At 40.8% G+C, this 20,872-nt stretch carries 18 protein-coding genes and 1 riboswitch; all 18 genes read right to left on the bottom strand.

The window, feature by feature from the left end; translation table 11 throughout:
- Positions 1-25 precede the first annotated feature (25 nt).
- The 18 genes from A33I_RS18180 to A33I_RS18095 all read right to left on the bottom strand — a co-directional run bounded on the left by A33I_RS18180 (position 26) and on the right by A33I_RS18095 (position 20,725).
- Positions 26-427, bottom strand: coding sequence for a hypothetical protein (locus A33I_RS18180; protein ID WP_022629746.1), 402 nt, complete (start codon positions 425-427; stop codon positions 26-28).
- Positions 424-2,628, bottom strand: coding sequence for an MMPL family transporter (locus A33I_RS18175; RefSeq protein ID WP_022629745.1), 2,205 nt, complete (start codon positions 2,626-2,628; stop codon positions 424-426). Before A33I_RS18175 ends, A33I_RS18180 begins: the two co-directional genes overlap by 4 nt.
- 213 nt (positions 2,629-2,841) lie before the next feature.
- Complete coding sequence (locus A33I_RS18170) at positions 2,842-3,603, bottom strand: ABC transporter ATP-binding protein (RefSeq protein ID WP_022629744.1); 762 nt, start codon at positions 3,601-3,603, stop codon at positions 2,842-2,844.
- Positions 3,563-4,303 carry an ATP-binding cassette domain-containing protein gene (locus A33I_RS18165; RefSeq protein WP_022629743.1) on the bottom strand — a complete coding sequence of 247 codons (741 nt, stop codon included), beginning with the start codon at positions 4,301-4,303 and terminating at the stop codon, positions 3,563-3,565. The genes A33I_RS18170 and A33I_RS18165 overlap by 41 nt, the downstream gene beginning before the upstream one ends.
- Positions 4,304-4,308: 5 nt before the next feature.
- Complete coding sequence (locus A33I_RS18160; RefSeq protein WP_022629742.1) at positions 4,309-5,100, bottom strand: ABC transporter permease; 792 nt, start codon at positions 5,098-5,100, stop codon at positions 4,309-4,311.
- 27 nt (positions 5,101-5,127) lie between these two features.
- Positions 5,128-6,060 carry a nickel ABC transporter permease gene (gene nikB, locus A33I_RS18155; protein ID WP_022629741.1) on the bottom strand — a complete coding sequence of 311 codons (933 nt, stop codon included), beginning with the start codon at positions 6,058-6,060 and terminating at the stop codon, positions 5,128-5,130.
- 8 nt (positions 6,061-6,068) lie between these two features.
- Positions 6,069-7,604 (bottom strand): ABC transporter substrate-binding protein, encoded by a 1,536-nt coding sequence (locus A33I_RS18150; protein WP_022629740.1) that lies wholly within the window; start codon positions 7,602-7,604, stop codon positions 6,069-6,071.
- A 139-nt stretch (positions 7,605-7,743) separates the two neighbouring features.
- Positions 7,744-7,949, bottom strand: a riboswitch (cobalamin riboswitch).
- A 140-nt stretch (positions 7,950-8,089) separates the two neighbouring features.
- Positions 8,090-9,514 (bottom strand): sensor histidine kinase, encoded by a 1,425-nt coding sequence (locus A33I_RS18145; RefSeq protein WP_022629739.1) that lies wholly within the window; start codon positions 9,512-9,514, stop codon positions 8,090-8,092.
- Positions 9,507-10,208 carry a response regulator transcription factor gene (locus A33I_RS18140; protein WP_022629738.1) on the bottom strand — a complete coding sequence of 234 codons (702 nt, stop codon included), beginning with the start codon at positions 10,206-10,208 and terminating at the stop codon, positions 9,507-9,509. The genes A33I_RS18145 and A33I_RS18140 overlap by 8 nt, the downstream gene beginning before the upstream one ends.
- A gap of 75 nt (positions 10,209-10,283) precedes the next feature.
- On the bottom strand, positions 10,284-11,108 hold the full coding sequence (locus tag A33I_RS18135) for a cytochrome c oxidase assembly protein (protein WP_022629737.1): 825 nt from the start codon (positions 11,106-11,108) through the stop codon (positions 10,284-10,286).
- Positions 11,109-11,111: 3 nt separating this feature from the next.
- Entirely contained in the window at positions 11,112-11,597 is a 486-nt protein-coding gene (locus A33I_RS18130; RefSeq protein WP_022629736.1) for a DUF2243 domain-containing protein, read from the bottom strand.
- 145 nt (positions 11,598-11,742) lie between these two features.
- A complete protein-coding gene (locus A33I_RS18125; RefSeq protein ID WP_022629735.1) occupies positions 11,743-13,416 on the bottom strand; it encodes a sulfatase family protein in 1,674 nt (557 codons plus the stop codon).
- 455 nt (positions 13,417-13,871) lie between these two features.
- Positions 13,872-14,471 carry a response regulator transcription factor gene (locus A33I_RS18120; protein ID WP_022629734.1) on the bottom strand — a complete coding sequence of 200 codons (600 nt, stop codon included), beginning with the start codon at positions 14,469-14,471 and terminating at the stop codon, positions 13,872-13,874.
- A 1-nt stretch (position 14,472) separates the two neighbouring features.
- On the bottom strand, positions 14,473-15,603 hold the full coding sequence (locus tag A33I_RS18115) for a sensor histidine kinase (RefSeq protein ID WP_022629733.1): 1,131 nt from the start codon (positions 15,601-15,603) through the stop codon (positions 14,473-14,475).
- A gap of 127 nt (positions 15,604-15,730) precedes the next feature.
- Positions 15,731-16,786, bottom strand: coding sequence for a Delta(5) desaturase DesA (gene desA / locus A33I_RS18110; RefSeq protein WP_022629732.1), 1,056 nt, complete (start codon positions 16,784-16,786; stop codon positions 15,731-15,733).
- A gap of 147 nt (positions 16,787-16,933) precedes the next feature.
- Positions 16,934-18,118, bottom strand: a complete 1,185-nt coding sequence (locus tag A33I_RS18105; RefSeq protein ID WP_022629731.1) for a PLL family lectin — start codon at positions 18,116-18,118, stop codon at positions 16,934-16,936.
- Positions 18,119-18,384: 266 nt separating this feature from the next.
- Positions 18,385-19,857 (bottom strand): protein adenylyltransferase SelO, encoded by a 1,473-nt coding sequence (locus A33I_RS18100; protein WP_022629730.1) that lies wholly within the window; start codon positions 19,855-19,857, stop codon positions 18,385-18,387.
- A 142-nt stretch (positions 19,858-19,999) separates the two neighbouring features.
- Positions 20,000-20,725, bottom strand: a complete 726-nt coding sequence (locus A33I_RS18095; protein WP_022629729.1) for a hypothetical protein — start codon at positions 20,723-20,725, stop codon at positions 20,000-20,002.
- Between the last annotated feature and the right edge of the window lie 147 nt (positions 20,726-20,872).

The raw sequence follows: 20,872 nt of genomic DNA, 5'->3' as shown, positions 1-20,872 counted from the left end.
TTCACCTTATGCGCTCCGCTTTTTTCTACCCTCTATCCCCAAAATAACGTCCGTACACAAACGTCATTACAGCGAATAGTCCAAAGCTGATAATTAATACCGTTCCTCCGACAATATAGAAAATGAGGCTGAACGTTTCTGGTGCCCAGTCAGGCTTGAAGTAGTGCATCCACATGCCGAATGTTAAGCCAAAGCTGCCGATCAGTGCGGTCCATACATGGGCTTTCGCTAGTTTAGAATGCTTTGGAATAGCAAATACGGCATAGAAGATGGCAAAAGCAAATAGCGAAAGCCAGCCGACCAGCAAAATGTGGGCATGGATAGCTCTAAATAACATTGAACCTGCTCCTGCCATATGACTTCCTAAAAATGTTCCAATTAACGCATAAAGCGCTGAGAATCTTAATAATACTTTTGTTTTATTCATTTTGACACCTCTTTTGTTTGTTCTTTCTTAGCCTCAGCAGGCCACCAGTTCCATTGTTTTAGCAAGGTTACAGTCGATGGTACGAGCATACCTCGTACTAAAAAGGCATCAAGCAAGATTCCTATTGAGACAATAAATCCAAACATAAATAACTCTAAGATCGGCTGTGTCATTAATACACCGAACGTTGCTGCTAGTATTAATCCTGCTGATGAGATCACACCACCTGTTAATGCTACACCGCGTTTTGTCGCTTCTCTTATACCAAAACTTCGGTTTTCTTCTCGAATTCGTGAAATGAGCATGATGTTGTAATCAACCCCGAGAGCTACTAAGAAAACAAAAGCATAGAGCGGAATTCGGTAACTCATTCCTTCAAAACCAAACACATTCTCAAAGAAGAACCAGCTTAATCCTAAGGCAGAAGCATAGGAAAGCAGGATGGTTGCCATCATATAGATCGGTGCAACCAGCGATCTCGTGTGGAAGATAAGCATCACAAAAATAACGAGTGTGACAGTTACTACAATAACGAACGTATCCCAATTGCTCAGTGCACGAATGTCTGCAGATTTAGCTGTTTCGCCGCCGATATACAGTTCATACTCTGAACCAAGTCCGCTATCAGCCAACAGCTCCTCTTTCCTGTCGACTAGTTCATCTGCAATATCGAGTGATGCCTGATCGTAAGGATTCATGCTTAAAATTACATCAAACTTCAACGCTTCACCCGTTTCGTTTAACACATTTCCACCATGTTCACTACCTTCTCTAATCTGCTCTCTATCCGGAAGTGAGGTGGAATCTATTCCATCTAGACTGAGAAGTTGTTCGTTTAATATTTCAATAGAATCAAGCTCTGAATCTGTTAGTGTAAATCCATCCTCTGCCTCTATTAATATAGAGACCGGTGCCAACTCACCTGGAGGAAAGCTTTCTTCTAATTGTTCAAACCCTAAACGGGACTTCATATCCTCAGGAAAGGATTGAATAATGTTAAATGAATACTGAGTATTAAACACATTTGACGCATTTATTAGCAGAAAGATGAGCACTAGTCCACCTGCTATGACCGGTTTTTTAGTGACAAAAGATCCAATCGCAGACCAGAAACGATTTTTCTCCAATGTCTCCTCTCCCACTTTCGGAATAAACGGCCAGAACGAGCGGCGTCCGACAATCGTGAATAGAGCTGGAATTAGTGTTAATCCAGCAATCAGTACAATCGCAATTGTAATTGCAAAAACGAGCGCAAAGTTTTGATAGGGACCGTACTGAGCTAGTAATAACACCAGCATTGCAGCAAATACTGTTCCTCCGCTAAAGAAGATCGGCTCGGCCACTTCTCTAACTGCCGCATCCATGGCTTCATGTTTGTTTTCTCGCTTACGCAGCTCTTCTCGGAAACGTGAGAAGACAAATAAGCTGTAGTCTGTCGTAGCCCCAAATAAGAGGATCATCACAATGGATAATGATTGTGATTCAATCGTCAAGGCCCCAGAGGCAGCAAGTATACCGAGCACTCGGTCAACTACCTGATACACAAACGCAACTGCCACTAACGGAATAACAGCGAGCAACGGCGAGCGGTAGATAACAATAAGTAAAACGAGCACTAATGCAATCGTAGAAAATAATAAAACGAGATCAGCATTTGAGAAAATAGCAATCGTATCTGAAGCAATTCCCGCTGGTCCAGTGATCATCAATGTCCCATTTTCAAGAACCTTTGAGCTGTACTTTTCTATAGCTATGACAGTCTCACTGATTTCATCCATTGCAAGTTGGTCGGCAAGCATTAAAGGCAAGACAAGGGTTGTACCGTCTTCCGATAAAAACATTTCCTTTGCATGACTTGGAAACTGGTGAAATGGAATTAAAGACTCTAAACGTTCTTCTGGAATTTCTTCTCCTATCCATTCACTTACTTGATCCACCTCAGTTAAGGTTGATTCATCCCATCCGGCACCATTTTGAAATACGAGCAGTCCAAGCATTCCTGTATCTTCAGGGAAATAGTGGTTAATTTTTTCCTTAGCAATAACCGACTGTGCTTCTTTTGGCAGATCATTTTCCCCTGTATTTACCGTATAATCATTGGCAGAAGGGGCCATGCCGAGGGCTCCTGCTATGATGAACCAAGCTAGTAAAATGATCCATACCCCTTTACGGTTTGAGGCAAATGCAGCGATTGTTTTCATCTATACTCCTCTTTTCTATTAAACGTATTTGTCATAGGGTAATTTCTAAAAGAGAATAACATTTCTATATGAACACAATATGAACAAATGGGATCATAATGCGTTAACTTCTATTTATTCATAACCTTTAATGTAAAATAAAAATGCTCGGACCCATTTAATTGGATCCAAGCACGTATAAAGCCACATTAATATACTGCTGATTATCTGGCATTATTCTAATAACATTCGGGTATATGGGTGAAGAATGTTCTCCACCTCTTTCGGATTAAATAGGTCAACCATTTCTCCCTTATACATTACAGCCACTCTATCACAAAACTCCCTAATAAAATCATAGTCATGTGAGATAAATAAATATGAAACCTTTTCTTGAAGTTGTAGTTCCTTTAATCGATTTATAATAAATTGTTGCGCCTCCTTGTCTAAGCTCGCAACGGATTCATCAAATATGATAAGGGATGGCTTGGCTGCAAGCGCTCTTGCTATGCACACCCTTTGTTTTTGACCACCGCTTAATTGGTTAGGGAAAAGATTCCACAAGCTCTCATCTAGACCAACCATTTTTAGGAGACTATTACATGATTCGTCCCAATTTAACCGATCATTTCGGTAAAAATTCCGGACAGGCTCTTGAATAATTTGGAATACGTTCATATTAGGGTGCAGCACGGAGTTTGAATCTTGAATAACTAGTTGAATCTGCTGGTATAATTGAAAGGTCTTAATAGTTTCTATTGGTTTACTTCGGAATCGAATCTCACCACTTGTCGTTTTTTCCAATTTCATAATTAACTTTGCTAATGTACTTTTACCACTTCCGCTTTCACCAATGATCCCCATACATTCTCCCTCTTTTAATTGAAACGAAACGTCTTTTACTGCTTCGAAAGTTAGGGAGTCCTTCCAAAAAACCTTATTCGTAGAACGTTTTTTATACCTTTTTGTAATTTGATGCAACTCTAGTAAAATCATACATGCCTCTTTTTCCTTCAAAAGTTATTATTCTATCTGAGTATGTCATGATGTTATTCTGATCATGAGAAATCAATAAAATTGTCATTGAGAGAGCACGTTGTAGATGCTTGAAAAGTCTCATCACTCTATTTCGGTTCACAACGTCTAAAGCGGTTGTCGGTTCGTCTAAAATGAGAACCGTCGGCTTAAGACTTAATATCATTGCTAACATCACACGTTGCCTCATTCCTCCGCTCAATTCAAAAGGATAAGCTCGTAAGATTTGGTCAGGTTTGGAAAAACCCACCTCCTCTAATAGAAATTTTATTTGAGAGGATCGTTCAGTTTTTGAACACTTTCTATTTTGCTTAATCATTTCTTCCATCTGCTTTTTTATCGGCCGTATAGGGTTAAGTCCATTTAACGATTCTTGAATCAATAAGGATATTTCTTGACGACGCAGCCGCATAAATCGCACCTTGTCATAATTAACAATATTTTCACCTTTATATAGAATGTTTCCAGAGGTTATAGCTAAACTCTTTTCAAGCAACCCTACTATAGCTTGTGCAGTCAAACTTTTCCCACAACCGCTCTGACCTACAAGAGCAACCATTTCTCCTTTATTAATCTGAAATGAGACGTCTTGAATAAGTGGTTGAAACCCACTTGGTTGACTAATTGAAATTTCTAAGTGCTCAACTCTCAACAAGCTCATACCATTTACACCTCTTTTGCAGTAGAGTTTTGAAATTGGTTACTGACTAGCTGACTTAAATACACAAAAAATACGATTGCTAGGCCTGGAAACAACATAACATGAGGAGCAACTTGGAAATAACCTGTTGCATCCTGGAGCATGACACCCCATTCAGGCATGGGAGGCTGGGCACCCACACCAAGAAAGGACAAACCTGATATGAGCAGGACAATTCTACCTACATCAAGGGCAGCATAAACAAGAACCATAGGAAAAATATGAGGTAAAATGTACATACTCAAAATTCGTATATGAGAATTACCAGCAATTCGTGCATACGCAATATAGTCCTCTTTGCTGGCTTTAATTACAAAACTGCGAAATAGTCTTACATAATCTGTCCATCGTACAATAACTATAGCTATAATCATATTAATGAAGCTTGGCCCAAGCATACCGACGATTGCTAATGTTAGTACAAAGTCAGGAATGGCATACATACCATCGATAACCCTCATAAACAAGTTATCAGTAGACCCTCGTAAATAACCCGTTATTAGAGAAAGAGGCAAGCTAATCATTACCGTGATGACCATAATGATAGAAGCAGCAAACACCGTTACTCGAATTCCATAGATAATTCTTGAAAATATACAACGACCTAGATGGTCCGTACCAAATAGATAAGTAAAACCAGGAGGCGCTAGACGGTTATCTAAATTTATAAATAATGGGTCATGCGGGACAATCCATGGAGCTAAAAGACCAACGATGACTAGGGAAAGCAGTCCAATAATACTTAGCTTTTTTTTCATTTTTTTGTTAGACAGTCTCTCCCCCTCCTAATACCGCATTCTTGGGTCAATGATAAAGTAAACTAAATCAACGATGATATGAATACTCATAAACAAAATTGTGGCAAAAACTACGTAACCTTGAATCACTGGATAATCACGCATATTGATAGCCTCTATAATATATCGTCCAAGACCAGGCCAGCTAAAGATTGTTTCTATGATAATGCTGCCGCTAAGCATAAAGGCGAAACTTGTTCCAAGCATTGTGATTAGCGGCATTGCTGCATGTTTAAACACATGAAAGACAAGGATGCGCGCCTGTGAAATTCCCGCTGCTTGTAAGGCTTTGACAAAATGCTGATTCATCATTTCAAGCATGTTTTTTCTTAGCACCCTCGCATACACTACACCTATTCCAATTCCAAGCGATAAAGCTGGCAAGATAATATGACCCATGTTTCCCCTTCCCATAGTAGGGAACCATCCAAGCTTTACTGAGAATAGATATATCATTAGAAAAGCCAGCCAAAAAGTAGGAATTGCCGCACCCAACAACGCCAAACTTTGCCCCACTCGATTAATCAAACCATTTGAATAAATAGCACTTAGTAATCCAAAACTTATGGTAGTGAACACCATTACAATTAATCCAGCTATGGCTAGCTCTATAGTTGCAGGCAGACGCGCTAATAGCTCTGTTACCACAGCTTCATTAGAAATATAAGATGTTCCCCATTGCCAGGTGAAGACTCCAACAATCCATTGTCTATATTGCATCCATATCGAATCCGTAAGACCAAGGTCATCGCGAAGTGCCTCTAAAGCATTTTCAGAAACAGCCATATCATTTGCAGATAGCAACATATAAGCAGGATCCCCGGGAGTAAAACGCAGCAATAAGAAAGTAATGGTTGCTACTGTAGTTACAACTAAAAATAACTGAAATAAACGCTCGCTTAAAAACCAAATAACTCTCATCTACTCTACTATTCCACCTTAATACCGGGACGGATGTAATAGTATTCAATCGGGTGAGGATTAAAACCAGACACATTCGAGCGCGCCCCAAAAACAGTCTCCGGATACACGATGAATGATTGAGGCAGATCTTCGTTAATCATATTTTGCATTTCTAACGCAAGAGTGTTTCTTTTATCCTGATCACTAGTACGATTAATCTCTTCTATTAATTCATCGATAGCTGCTGATTGATAATTACTTACATTAGAAGGACTGTTGGAATGATAAAAAATGTTAAGAAAATACTGAGGATCACCTGTATGTGCGGTTAACATACTGTACATGGCCATATCCCAATGCTCTGTCTTTAATGCTTCATCAATATTTTCAACTTGCTTTAAATGAACAAGGATACCCTCTTGGTGGAGCGTATTTTGAATGATCTCGGCCATCACTGTCAATTCTGGACGTTGTGGAAAAGTTAACATCGTTATTTCAAATGGTTCTCCTCCCTTCATCCAATTGCCTGTCTCTTCCCGCACCCAACCGGCTTCTTTCAATATAGAAGGCAACGAGAGGCGTTCCTCAGAAGAGTTTATAGAGCCAAAGGGAAGTACATCTGCAAAAGGACTGTTAGCTACGGCACCTTTACCCATCATTACGGATTGAACGATCTCTTCTTTAAGGATGCTGCTATCAATAGCTTGTCGATGGAGAGGCTCTTCAAATATTGGTGAATTAAAATTGTAAAGCATCATATGGGTACGTAATGAAGAAGCTGTCAATATCTCTATGTTCTTATCTCTTTCAATAACTGGGATATTATCAATTGGTATATCTGTTGCAGCATCTACTTCCCCTGCTTGCAATGCCATTAGACGTGTGTTTCCATCTGATATAAATCGAATAGTTATTTCATCGATTAATGAGGGCTCTCCCCAATATTCTTTAAACCGTTCCACAAGAAGGAATTCATCTTTTTGAAATTGTTTCACGGTAAACGCCCCTGTAAGTACTGGAGAATTAATATTGTCATCAATTACCGATACATCCGCTATGATTGTACTGGGGTCAGCTAGATGAGCAATTAATGCTGCATTTGGTTCTTTTGTAACCAATTTTAAAGAATGATCATCTAGTACCTCAATCAAATCTAGTTGCAGGAGATCTTTTGCCCTCTGATTCATTTCGAGCGATCTTTCTAATGATGCTTTAACTCTTTCGGCATTCATTTTTGTCCCATTATGAAATAAAACGTTTTCTTGCAAATATAATATAAACGTTTGACTATCTTCTTGCTCCCAATTCTTTGCAAGCCATGGCGAAGGTTCAAGGTTTTCGTCTAACATGATAAGGGTCTCTGCGATACCCGCTCGCATGACTTCCCACCCTTCGCTTCCGTGTGGATCTAAATTTGCAGGGCTCCAGGTAAATGCTACGTTAAACGTTTTAGATTCCGATTCTTCTATACTCTCTAATGCATTTTGTTGAACAGTGGTGTTACAGGCTGAAAGAAAAGTAAGAATAATAAAAACTAATAGCCATTTGAAATGTTTTTCCATAAACTTCCCTCCTTTTTTCATAAAAAAAAGCGCATCTGACATAAATAATTAGAGGTCAGAAACGCTTTTGCAGAAAATAGTATGCTACTAATTCCATGTAATCGTAATCTAACCACCTCCCTAATCTCCCGTAGGTCTAGCAGTGATGTTAAAATAGGCAGGTTTCCTGACTTAGGAATCTTTCCAAACTCCCCTAGTATAATTCTAGTGGATGGATGGAGAGAGGCTTTACTAAATTCACCAAATCCTTTACAGTGGCGGGTCCGTGTCGGCTTTTAACCGACTTCCCTTTTAACTTCTTTGAGTATATTAAACTCTAAAAGCACCTATTCTCTTCACTATTAAATTTCGTCCAAAAAAATCTTACCATTATTTTGTCGATATGGAAAGATATTATCCTAATTGATCCACAGATTTAATGGCAGAGTCAAAAGACCAATCCTATTTAGGTTGATCTTTTACCCAATAATTTCAGAACGAACTTTTCATCTAAATTGACTCGTACCCTCCTTTTTTTCCATGCTTTTAGGCAAGTTAAAGGTAAACGTCGTACCTATACCAACCTCACTTTTCACTTGAATGGACGACTGATGAAGGTCAATGATCGATTTTACGATGGAGAGACCAACTCCTGTCCCCGTTTTTTTGGAACGAGCTTTATCTGTTTTGTAAAATCTCTCCCAAATGTAGGTAAGGTCTTCTTCTTTAATGCCCTCACCTAAATCTTCAATGCTCACTTTCACCTGTTCAGCTTCTTGTAATAAGTGAACATAAACAGGCTTTTTTGGGGGTGAATGATGAATCGCATTCTCTATTAGATTAATCAACACCTGTTCAATTCGGTCTTTATCTGCAAATACATACACATCTCCCGCTTCTTCCTCAAGCTCGATAAAAAGGTCTGAAGCTTGAAGCTGCGGTTCCATTTTTGCGGCGATCAGACGAACCTGTTCACTCAAATTATACGTTGTCGGCTTAATCGTAATATGACCATGCTGAAGCTGTGACACATCTAATAAATCATTTACCAGCTTGCTCAAGCGTTCCGTTTCATTTTTCATGATCGTATAATAATGGTTTTTTCGTTGATCGGCAATCGTTCCATCAAGGAGTGCAGTTAGAAACCCTTTAATCGATGTAAGCGGCGACCTTAAGTCATGAGACACATTGGTGATAAAGTCTGTCCGCATCTGCTCAATATTTTCAAGCTCTTTGGCCATATAATTGAAGGTTGAGCCTAACTGGCCGATTTCATCCTTAGAATTGACCCGTACATGCTGAGAAAAATCTCCTTTAGCAAGTTGAAGAGCAATTCGATTCATCTCCCTTAGCGGAGCAGTCAGCCTTCTTGAGATAAACCATAGGATAAATCCTGTGAGCGCCATCGTGATCGTGAAGGTTAAACCAATCATGATCAGCACCTGTTTGTACTGATGATCTAATTCATAGTAGACCATGACCATCACATGAGGCGTGCCCGCAGTGACATCAATCGGCTCAGCTATAGTATAAACAAGCCGGTTATCCACCCTCATTCCCTCAGCTAGTTCCGCGCCCCGAAGCACGTCTTCAACCATCGATCGATCAACCTGAAGATTTGGGGCTTGGTCATAGCTCGATTGGTAAACTCGCTCTGCACCTGAATTGTAGATATAAATGCTGTTATTCATTTGGCTTAAACTTATGTCGAGTGAGGCATCAAGAAGCTCCTCGCTCCAACCTTCGCTGTCAGCAAGCTCAAAATGTGCTTCAATCTTCTCTTTTGAATACGCAAACCCTTCTTTAAAATCATCATACATATTCACATGAAAAAGGTAGAGAAAGATAGAATTAAATAAAAAGAATGAAATCAAAATAATAACAAAATAAGTGCCGAACAACTTTGTAAAAATATTCTGATGTCTACTCATGTTGCTTCTCCAAAAACTTGTACCCTACTCCGCGAATTGTTTTGATCGTCCATTTTGCATCCGCCTCTGTCAACTTCTCGCGTATCCGTTTAATATGAACATCAATTGTTCGTGGATCACCTTCAAATGCGTAACCCCAAATCTGATCAAGCAGCTGCTGTCGAGTAAACACCTGATTGGGGTAACTGGCCAAATAATAGAGTAAGTCCAGCTCTTTAGGCGGCATCGTAATCTCCTTATCACCTGCAGCTGCCTTATACTCCTTCTTATCAACCACAAGACCTAAGAGGGAGACGACTTGATCTTCATCATTTAGAAGATCAGCTCTTCTCATAACTGCCTTCATTCTAGCCACCAGTTCATTAGGGTCAAAAGGCTTCACAACATAGTCATCTGCCCCGATATCAAGACCCTTTATCTTATCTTGGCTTTCTCCTTTCCCTGTCAACATAATGATCGGTATTTTTCTATTATCCCATCTAATTTCTTTGCATAACTCCCACCCGTCTATTTTAGGCAGCATAATATCAAGAAAGATAAAGTCAGGATAGGTTTCGTAATAGGCTTCAAGCCCAGCTTCTCCGTCATAGGCCACTTGCGTCAAATAGCCCAGCTTCTCCATATATAACTGTATTAACTCTGCAATATGAGGATCGTCCTCTATAATTAATACGCTTAACGTCTTTTGTTTCATCTTCTTCCCTCTATTTTAGTTAGAATACGTGCTCCTTCTATTATAAAGAAGGTTTATGAACGCAAGATGAACAATTTACATACTTTCAGTCGCAGCCTGCCTCCTCATCTGCTGGAATTTAGGCTTAGTCGCTCTATACCAATGCAGGCACAGGATAAAAATAATGATCACATCTACAGCATCCCCGCCGTAATACATCAACATTCCCCCAGCTTCCGCTTGCGCTCTTAGAACACCTTCTGGAGGATTGGCATAAATATATTTTGATAGAATGCCATGTCCTGCTAATGCTAGGACTAGGACAACAGCACGGTATAGGTAGCTTCTTATATGCGGCATTGGGTCAATATAAATCATAGAGAGGGTAAATAAATATCCTGCTAAAAAGACATGGAAATGAATCAAAATATGAAGAATGACATACTCATGCATAAGCGTATAAAGCTCTGTGGTGTAGAGAATCCAAAGTCCTCCTATATTTAATATAGAAGCGACAATAGGGTCAGTATAAAACGCAGCTAATTTTGATTTTAAAATGGTTGTTACTTTTCTAGCAGCATGTGTAGGGAGAGTCCGTAAAAACAGAGTCATCGGAGCCGCAAGAACCATGAATAGCGGGGCTAGCATACCTAAGAATAAGTGGCCAGCCATATGCCAAACAAAATCCCCATGTGCAAGTTGAGCTAGTGGTCCTAAGACAGAAACTGTTGCTAAAACCGTACCCGCAATCCATAATACAACTCGATAAACGGGCCATTTTTTATGCGTGCGATTTGAAATGATGACAGCAGTTAAATAGGCTGCCAACAAAATGATAAAGGGAGTGGCTAAAATCCACTCAGCCATCACAAACGTGGTCTCGTCCATTGCGTGTTGATGATGGTGATGATGTCCTTCCATCCCTTACTCCCCCTTTTCCTGGCTTATATGACTAGAACGTTTTACTAAAATAAGTCCAATAATAATCATGATTATCGCCCCTATATTCCAAACCAAGTCATATACAATGACATTTTCTACATAGCGAATTTGGTGAATCCGCATTATTTTATGCTGAACAATTCCGTCATACAGCTGAAACGCTCCGGCACCAAGAAACACACCGCCCCACCACCGCTTACTATTTACAGCATAACGCCGTCTGAGATCAGCAAATAAAAACAATCCGCCAATTGTAGCAAACCAACTAAACGCATGGAATAACCCGTCAGAGATCAAACCGATATCTGTTGTTGATAAATCATAGAAATGATGCCAGCGTAAAAGCTGATGAAAGACCATCTCATCCACAAAAGCAATGAGTCCAATTCCAAATAAAATCCCAGACCAGAGATTACGCCGAGAATAATTATTCTCACCAATATTGTTTCTAGTATTTGGTGTCTCCATAGGTGCCTCCTTTTTAACTATCAATTATTCTATCATTACACTCTCTATGTATTTATTTCCATATACCTCATTATTAAACAAACAACTTTTCAGTGCACACGTAACAGCCCTTTATCTAGGATGATAAAGGGCTGTTGTAACCTGCTTATTCACTCTTTTTTGGCACAAGTCTTTTCTGCTTCGATTGCTCAGCCAGGATCGCACTCAGTACTTTTTGAATACGTCCTGTAAGCTCGGTAGCGTATTGAGGATTCGCTAAATTTCTTTCTTCCAGCGGGTCTTGCGTAAGATTGTACAATTCAAATTCATCAGGGACATGTTTTCTTTCTTGGTCGCCATCTGCTCGAGGGATGTCAAAGTATCTAGCATATTTCCAAACTTCTTTCTTACTCCCTTTGCCGCTAGGAAGTATTGCGATCACTGCTTCAATATGGTTCGGCTGCAGAACAGATTGATAAGGTTCTCCTCTAGCAGTTGTTTGGTTCAGCCCTTTTGTCACATCATCATCTGTCATAAAATAGATCGGCTCATCCGCCTCATGAAACTCATCAGAGCCTTTGATTAACTTGCTTAAATCTCTACCAACCAATGGACGCACTTCCGTATGATTCTTTGAAAGCTTAGCTTGCACTTTTTCTACCTTTACCCCTGCTAAACCGAGTAATGTAGGCAGCACATCCACATGACTCGTCAGCATATCAGTCTCAAGAGGAGTGTTAAAAAGCTGCGGATTATGGATGATGAGCGGCACGTGGATCGATTCTTCGTACATGTTATACCACTTTTGATGCAACCCGCCATGTGCCCCTAACAGCTCTCCATGATCTGAAGTGAACAGCACAATCGTATCTTCACAAAAACTAGATTGCTGCAGCACTTTAAGGACCTTTTCCATTTCTTGATCTGCTTTCTTTTGCAAGCTGTAATAGAGCTGTCTGTAAAAATTATTATCTATAATCGGCTGAAGCGCTCTCGGATACGTATAACGATAGCTCTCCTGCGCACGCGGTTTTGTCGATAAGGATTCTTCTACAGTAGGAGCAGGCGGAATAAATGGCAAGGTCTGGTCTACCTCAAAATGATAATTCGGCTGTACAGCAGTGAGCACGCCGTATAAGGCAATATCGTGAGGATTAACAAGGGAACACATCACAAACCACGGCTTGTGCTCCTCTTCTTTCTGACTCTTCTTATCTAATGCTTCGAGCAGCTTTACTGTATCTTCTGCATACACTTGGTCCCGGCCGCTCATACCAGTTGCGGCAGAAGAAGCCGAATTCCGCGGGTCCGTTCCATGAGGCTCAGGCCCAATCCAGCCAGAGAAGCCAAACGCATCCAGCCTGTTTGCTTGTTTATACATTTTTACCTTGTCTTTTTCAGGGACGCCTGTGTCTAGGTTATAGCTTGAGTACGCATCATGGGTTCCAGGGATGAAAATATCTTCATCTGACGCATGCCATTTTCCCTTCCAAAATGTTTCGTAGCCCGCAGTGCGAAAATAATGACCCATTGTCGGTACGGTATTCGCATCAAGCCAAAAAACATCTGGATCAAAAACTCCTTTAGCCACTCCTGTCGTTTGGGTGACTCCATGAAGGGAAGGATATTGTCCTGTATATAAAGTGGTCCGGCTTGGAGAACAGGCGGTGCTTGCCGCATAATGATTAGTAAATACCATCCCATTTTTCTTAAGCATCTGCTGAGCGCATAAATTCTCTTTACACCACTTCTTTACTTCGTTTGTTTCATACACTGCAGGATACCGCTGCTGGTCCACCATCAAGATAAGAATATTCGGTTTCTTCTTCTTGTTGCTCATGTCATCGCCCCCTGCCTGTTCTCTATTTGAAAGTTGATCTTTTTAAAGTCGATTTTTAAAAAGTCGATTTTCAAAAAGTCGATTTTCAAAAATAGAATCTTATAAAATAGACCTTTATAAAACTATATGCTCTATTGAAGGGAGGCAGTCTTACTTTCTTTTAGCAGACAAATAAGCTACCCTATTTTAGTAATAGGATAGCTTTTGGTAGTTGTTTTTAGAAGTGATGCAATTTAAACCTGAATGAATATAATTGTGCTAAACATCGACGCAATTAACATTTGAATAGGCGCAATAAAAGCAGATCGACGCAATTGCCTCTTCAACCGACGCATTTACCAGATGAATGCGCGCAATACCTTCTTTAACTACCGCATAAACAGCTCAAAAACAGACAATTGCAACTCGCCACATCTCTACCCAGCATAGAACACTATTCTGCAACAAGCATCCTGCTATTTAAACCAGCCCTTCTCTTTAAACCTAGAGATAGCTTCAATTCGATTTCCGACATCAAGCTTATCTAATATAACAGAAATATAATTACGCACCGTTCCATTCGTCAAATAAAGCTCACTGGCAATCTCATTTGTGCTTTTCCCTTCAGCGATCAGCTCCATTACCTGCTTCTCACGGTTTGTTAGCGGGTTTTTGTTGTCATACGCAAGGTCGATTAATTCAGGGGCATAAATACGTCTGCCATCCATAATAATACGAATGGAACTAGCTAACTCTTCACTCGGACTGTCCTTAAGAAGATAGCCGCTGACTTCTGCATTACGAGCACGTTCAAAATAACCAGCGCGGGCGAATGTCGTTAAAATAATGATATTACAAGGGTGATTGACAAGTTCTTCTGCGACATCTAGTCCGCTTTTTACCGGCATTTCAATATCCATAATACAAATATCAGGATTATGCTCTTGTACTAAAGCGAGCGCCTCTTCTCCGTTTCTCGCTTTTCCCACGACTTCCATGTCCTCTTCTAAGTCCAAGAGCGAACTAAGCGCTCCAAGCAGCATCCGCTGATCTTCGGCGATTACAATACGAATCAAGTCAATCCCCCCTAATCGATTGTTTAATGACATTTGGCACGCGAATATCAAGAGTCGTCCCGTCCACTGCAGTGATCTCAAGGCTTCCATTGACGAATTCAAGCCGTTCTCTTATACCTAATAGTCCAGTACCATCATTAGATTCTTCCTTATCATTGATGCCAATCCCATTATCTTGTACAGTAATTTGCAGCTCTTCCGGAAGTTCTTTAATAACAACTTTACAAGATGTCGCTTCACTATGTTTAATCACATTCGTGACGGCTTCTTTCAAGCACATGGTTACCACATTTTCTACTAGTAAGGGCGTGTTTGAAAGCTTCGCGTTTCCTTCAAAAATGAATTCCATTTCTGCAGCCTTTAAGATCTGCTGCAAATGAACAATTTCATCTTCTAATTTAGTCCCGCGCATATCGGAGACCATCTCACGGACTTCTTTTAAAGCCGTTCTTGCGGTTTGATTAATATCACTTATTTCTACTTTAGCAGATTCTGGGTTTATATCAATTAACTTCCGAGCCAAATCACTTTTTAAGCCGATTAATGACAGTTTCTGGCCAAGCGTATCATGAAGATCCCTTGCAATCCTCTGGCGTTCTTCCATCACAATTAATTGAGAGATTCGTTTATTCGCATCTTCTAACTGTCCTTCTAGCTTCTCACGCTTATTACGGTTATACGTATTAAACGGCAGTAAAATGACACCTATGACAGAAATGATGATAAACGGAAACTGAGCGAGAAATAATTCTTGCTGAGTAAAGAAGCTCAAGATGACAGCAATAATCGTCGTGACTAAATGAACGACATAAAGAGTAATAAAACCGCCCTTGCTTTGAATGTTCCCGATAAAAAAAGCTAAGAAAATAGCAAAATACACATAGCCGTAAAACAACGTCATCCCAATACTTATGGCCATTTCTACACTGACCCACAGGTAGACAAGCCCTCCCTTAGTGATAAAGGATAGACGATATGATACAAAAAATAGAACGATCATTAAAATTCCAAAGATGATTTCCCAAAGAGATGAAGATCTAAAAATAAAGTAAAAGGGCAGGAGACAAAAAATAATCCATACATACACACTAAGTCCCGTATTTTTCGGGAAAATATTATACCAATTTTGCAAAATAGAGCTCCTCTCTTTTTTTCTCTATCATACAATATTCAGCTTGCCATTGCCTTCGGTCAACAAAATGTTTCCAGTAAAATATGAAGAAAAACCATCCAATCGTCAAATTGAATGGTTGTGGAAATTATTTTGCACGTGAAAGCTTTGTCGAGTCTTTCTTAAGCTCAACATTGCCACGAGGCTTTGATAAAAGGTGAGCCACTTCCTTGAAGCTTACAAATGTTTTTCTTTGCTGGTCATATAAACGAAAACGAATGGACTGCAAACTTGAGCCTACTGTAATCGTCGTTGCCTGCTGCAATGGCGGTGTTGACTCATGTACTTTTTCTAAGTTGTAATTCGGTACTCTTGGGCTTAAGTGATGGACATGGTGATACCCGATATTCCCGGTTACCCACTGCAGTACTCTTGGAAGCTTATAATACGAGCTGCCGTCAATTGCTGCCTTCACATAATCCCAGTCACCTTCATCTTCAAAGTAGGAATCTTCAAATTGATGCTGGACATAAAATAACCAAATGCCTAATGAGCCTGACACGAATAAAATCGGTGCCTGCACAAGCAAAAATGCCTGCCAGCCAATTAACCAAATGATGAGCGAATAAATAGCAACAACTGAAATATTCGTCACATGTGTATTGATTCTTTCTTTTTTTCTAGCGTCCTTGCGGTTCATTCGATTCGTTATTAGGAACAGATAAAGCGGTCCCAGACCAAACATCACAAGCGGGTTGCGGTAAAGTCTGTATTGAAGTCTCTCCCTAAACGAGGCTGAGACATATTCATCAACCGTCATAATCCATACATCACCTGTGCCGCGCTTATCTAAGTTACTGCTTGTTGCGTGGTGGATTGAATGCTCGCGCTTCCATTTTTCATATGGAAACATCGTAATAATCCCCGTAATCGTACCAACTATGTTATTTAACTTTTTGTTTTTAAAAAATGATCCGTGGCAACAATCATGAAAAATAATAAAGATGCGCACAACAAACCCTGCTGCGACAACAGCAAAGGCAAAGGTCAACCAAACCGATACAGAAAGGCTTTGATAGGCTAAAAACCACAATAGAAAGAAAGGTGGAACCGTGTTCAATAATTGTCTTACACTTGATTTCGTATCGGACTTTTCAAATGGTGCAATACTTTTTTTGAGTGTTGATAAATTTTGCTGAGCCATAACTTCCCCCTTGAAAAACGGTATTTATTCACGTACTTGGGAATTGAATACTTTCATCATATAAGATGACCATTTTTAGGAGAAGTCATGAACGTCAAAAAAAAGATATGACAAGTGTCATATCTGTCTTGAAAAAAAGTGTATTTATTACGTAAACCACTTATGCCACATGCCATCATTTCTGCCTCTTGCAAAGCAGTCGATTCGATTTAAGCCCCATGACACAGCACTTGGCGAGGATCGGATCCCTCCTTGCGGTGAGCCAAGATTCTCCCACTCATTCCACCTGCGGCCGTCCCACCATTTATGCCACATCCGATTGTTACGTCCCCTGACAAAGCAGTCGATTCGATTTTGTGCCCAAGATGACACTCCGACAGAGCCTTCAAACCCTCCTTGCGGCGAGCCAAGATTCTCCCACTCATTCCACCTGCGGCCGTCCCACCATTTATGCCACATCTGATTATTACGCCCCCTGACAAAGCAGTCGATCCTGTTTGCTCCCCATGAGACAGCTGACGGAGATCCATTCAATCCGCCTCGCGGTGCGCCGAGGTTTTCCCAGCCGCTCCACCTTGAGCCGTCCCACCATTTATGCCATAAATTATTATCTCTTCCTTGTACAAAACAATCGAGACGATTTGACTGCCACGAAGCTACACCCGGCTTCCCAACAAACCCTGGTCTTGGAGCACCAAGATCTTCCCACCTGCTCCACCCTGCACCGTCCCACCACTTATGCCACATGGTGTTTCTTCCAGCTCGCACAAACGTATCAATACGATTCGGTCCCCATGAGACAGCAGCTGGCGAGCTTCTTAATCCTCCTTGCGGCGAACCAAGATCTTCCCATCTGCTCCATTCAGCGCCGTCCCACCACTTATGCCACATTTGATTGTTTCTGCTGCGCACGAACGAATCAATTCTGTTTGCCTGCCAAGAAGCTGAAGCAGGCGACCCTATGAAGCCTCGTCCTGGCGCGCCAAGATCCTCCCAGCCGCTCCATCCTTGACGCCAATCATAGGTATTGCTTTCATACTCGCCATTAAATATAGCTGGGTTCTGCTGCCCAAGGGCAAATGGATTGTACTGCTGTTCGGGCCAGTACGATTGGCTCGCGTCCCACTGATAAGATGTGTAGGGATCATATTGCTGTTGGCCCCATTGATACGGCTGATAAGAATAACCTTGACTTTGAAATGGCTGCATTAGGTACGGATTGTATGACTGCTGAGAAAAAAATGGATACTCTGTCCCCTGCCACTGATAGCCATTAAACGGGTTATTTCTATACAAATTTCCTTGCCAATTCGGATGATTATAATAAACCACCTGATCCACCCTCCTCCGATTATTTACACTTTTTCAGATTATGAGGAGAAGAGGATGTACAATGACAAAAATAGCTCTGCAGAGGAAAATATTTACCTTCCATTATCAGTCCGATTGATGATATACTGTTCTAGCGATGAGCTAATTTGCATAAGACGAGATTGACGCGCCTTCTAGGCAAGGCACTATGTGGAGTGCTGTCTCTCGCCGCAATACGCACAAAAGACGCCTTTATTTATAAAGGCGTCTTTTTCTTGTTATATACATTACGTTCCGCAAAACGTTTGATATGGCTGACCTGATTGAGGCGCCAATGAACAGTATTCTTCCTGTTCAACTAAGTACGCATAAGGATCTTTTAAGGCATGCAAAAGCTTCTCCATTACTTTGTAATCTCCATTTTCAGCTGCATGTAGAGCTTCTTCTACCCGGTGATTACGAGGAATGACCGCTGGATTGACTTCTTTCATCAGTTTGACGGATGCTTCTTTAGATTCATCCTGTCTTTCTCTTCTTGCCATCCACTGCTCTTGCCACTGAGTAAATTCAGCAGCTTTACTCAACTCGCTTTTCCCGAGCTCATTTAATGTCAATGCTCTAAATGTATTCGTAAAGTCAGCACCAGATTTCTGCATCATGCCCAAAAGACTCTCAATCAGCGCTTCATCCTCTTGTTCGTCATTAAAGAGTCCAAGCTTTGATCTCATTCCTTTAAGCCAGTACTTCTTATATAAAGGGCTAAATCCAGAGATCGCATCCTGTGCCTTTTCGACTGCACGCTCTTGATCATCATCTAGTAAAGGTACTAGAGCTTCGGCAAAACGGGCTAAATTCCATCCTGCAATATACGGCTGATTTCCATACGCATAGCGGCCTTGTATATCAATCGAACTGAATACCGTTTTAGGATCATACGTATCCATAAACGCACAAGGACCATAGTCAATGGTTTCTCCGCAAATAGACATATTATCTGTGTTCATAACCCCGTGGATAAAGCCTGCCATCTGCCATTTGGAAACCAGCTCAGCTTGACGATTAATGACTCGATTCAACAGGGAGAAATATGGATTAGCATCGTTCCTAGCATCAGGATAATGCCGGTCTATTGTATAATCAGCAAGCTTCTCCACTCCCTCAACACCGCCAAAGCGGAGAGCATATTCAAACGTTCCAACCCGAATATGACTAGAGGCGACACGCGTCATAATGGCCCCGATCTCTTCTCTCTCACGGTACACCGGCTCCCCTGTCGTCACTACAGCGAGGCTTCTCGTTGTAGCGATGTTCAAACCATGCATAGCTTCACTTATGATATATTCTCTCAGCATCGGACCAAGAGCAGCACGACCATCTCCGCCACGGGAAAATGGCGTTCTCCCTGAGCCTTTAAGCTGAATATCATATGTCTGCCCAGTTGGTGTCTTTTGCTCTCCAAACAACAACGCACGTCCATCTCCAAGCATTGTAAAATGTCCAAATTGGTGCCCCGCATACGCTTGGGCAATAGGATGCGCCCCCTTTGGAACGCTGTTGCCAGCTAATATATTTATTCCAGTATCACTTTGAAGCTCGCTTTTATCTAAGCCAAGCATCTGTATGACTTCTTCATTCAATACAACCAGCTTAGGGTCCCTGACAGGATTCGGTTCTATCTCTTTATAAAACATATCTGGCAGTTTCGCATAACTATTCTCTAAATCCCATTCTCGTTTTGAATTCTCATTTTGTTGTGGCATAAAGAACTCCTTTATTTGAAGGTTTAGTTAGTCAGAATGTCTCTTCTTTTACCTTACTATACCCTAAGTTTTTTAACGAAACACGTTAAAAAACTCTATATACCTCTTTTGAACGCACAAAAAAGGACAGACATTCTGCCCTTTACTTAATATTGTCCGTACCCCAAATGGCTACATTTTGATTTTGAAGCTCAAAGCCATTCCCTTGCCAGCCTAACGTATTTAACACATAGCCAAGACCATCTGCATTATATCTTCCGGCAATCTTTTGATAAGCGAGCAGCTCATACACACCATTTGAATCGAAATCAACAGGGTACAGCCCGCTCAATGGGTTCACAAAGCCGCTTATCGGACTAATCAGCTGACCATTCTGATCATAAATTTCATCTAAATACTCGCTGTCCCTAGTCGAGATATCAATCATGTATTTCAAATTGTTCTTTTGACTGATTACTTCTACTTTATAATAATCTTGATATGTGACTTCATACTGATACTCATCATTATAAACATTAAAGTCAAACATCAGCTGAGCCATGTTATCTAAGTATGAATAAATATAATGATACATAATGGCCCCGCTGCCGCCTGTGTTAATGCTTATCATAATATCATCTACACCATTACCGCTAAAATCCCCTAAAAACAAGGTCGGATCGTAACCCGTATTGTCACTAAGCGCGACACTGGAGATGTAGCCTGTATTCCCTTCTTGCACAACTAAGGTGATGTTTTGTACAAAAGGACTATCTGGTGTTTGTATTCCTGTTAAGTAAACTTGATCTAGCACCCCGTCTCCGGTCACATCCCCTTGTGCATAAGCAACCACTTGCGGCTGGCCATTTGAAACCCTTGTATAATACATCGCATACCCCTCACTCTCTAGACTCCTATCCTTATCCTATGGGCAAAATGCAAGTTTGCTACATTACATGGAGTGATTGCATAATCGATTTTCGAACAGGGCACCATAAACCACTCTACTTCACTAAAAAAACGGTGAAAACCCTGT

The sequence above is a fragment of the Alkalihalophilus marmarensis DSM 21297 genome (assembly GCF_000474275.2).
Classification (GTDB): domain Bacteria; phylum Bacillota; class Bacilli; order Bacillales; family Bacillaceae_D; genus Alkalihalophilus; species Alkalihalophilus marmarensis.
This window is presented reverse-complemented; position numbering and strand designations above follow the sequence as displayed.

Excerpts from the sequence above, each read along its gene's own strand:
- A33I_RS18160 (WP_022629742.1), bottom strand. The coding sequence starts at position 5,100 with ATGAAAAAAAAGCTAAGTATTATTGGACTGCTTTCCCTAGTCATCGTT.
- A33I_RS18175 (WP_022629745.1), bottom strand. The coding sequence starts at position 2,628 with ATGAAAACAATCGCTGCATTTGCCTCAAACCGTAAAGGGGTATGGATC.
- A33I_RS18095 (WP_022629729.1), bottom strand. The coding sequence starts at position 20,725 with ATGTATTATACAAGGGTTTCAAATGGCCAGCCGCAAGTGGTTGCTTAT.
- A33I_RS18165 (WP_022629743.1), bottom strand. The coding sequence starts at position 4,303 with ATGAGCTTGTTGAGAGTTGAGCACTTAGAAATTTCAATTAGTCAACCA.
- A33I_RS18130 (WP_022629736.1), bottom strand. The coding sequence starts at position 11,597 with ATGGAGACACCAAATACTAGAAACAATATTGGTGAGAATAATTATTCT.
- nikB (WP_022629741.1), bottom strand. The coding sequence starts at position 6,060 with ATGAGAGTTATTTGGTTTTTAAGCGAGCGTTTATTTCAGTTATTTTTA.
- desA (WP_022629732.1), bottom strand. The coding sequence starts at position 16,786 with ATGGCTCAGCAAAATTTATCAACACTCAAAAAAAGTATTGCACCATTT.
- A33I_RS18125 (WP_022629735.1), bottom strand. The coding sequence starts at position 13,416 with ATGAGCAACAAGAAGAAGAAACCGAATATTCTTATCTTGATGGTGGAC.
- A33I_RS18180 (WP_022629746.1), bottom strand. The coding sequence starts at position 427 with ATGAATAAAACAAAAGTATTATTAAGATTCTCAGCGCTTTATGCGTTA.
- A33I_RS18135 (WP_022629737.1), bottom strand. The coding sequence starts at position 11,108 with ATGGAAGGACATCATCACCATCATCAACACGCAATGGACGAGACCACG.
- A33I_RS18145 (WP_022629739.1), bottom strand. The coding sequence starts at position 9,514 with ATGAGTAGACATCAGAATATTTTTACAAAGTTGTTCGGCACTTATTTT.
- A33I_RS18100 (WP_022629730.1), bottom strand. The coding sequence starts at position 19,857 with ATGCCACAACAAAATGAGAATTCAAAACGAGAATGGGATTTAGAGAAT.
- A33I_RS18170 (WP_022629744.1), bottom strand. The coding sequence starts at position 3,603 with ATGATTTTACTAGAGTTGCATCAAATTACAAAAAGGTATAAAAAACGT.
- A33I_RS18140 (WP_022629738.1), bottom strand. The coding sequence starts at position 10,208 with ATGAAACAAAAGACGTTAAGCGTATTAATTATAGAGGACGATCCTCAT.
- A33I_RS18150 (WP_022629740.1), bottom strand. The coding sequence starts at position 7,604 with ATGGAAAAACATTTCAAATGGCTATTAGTTTTTATTATTCTTACTTTT.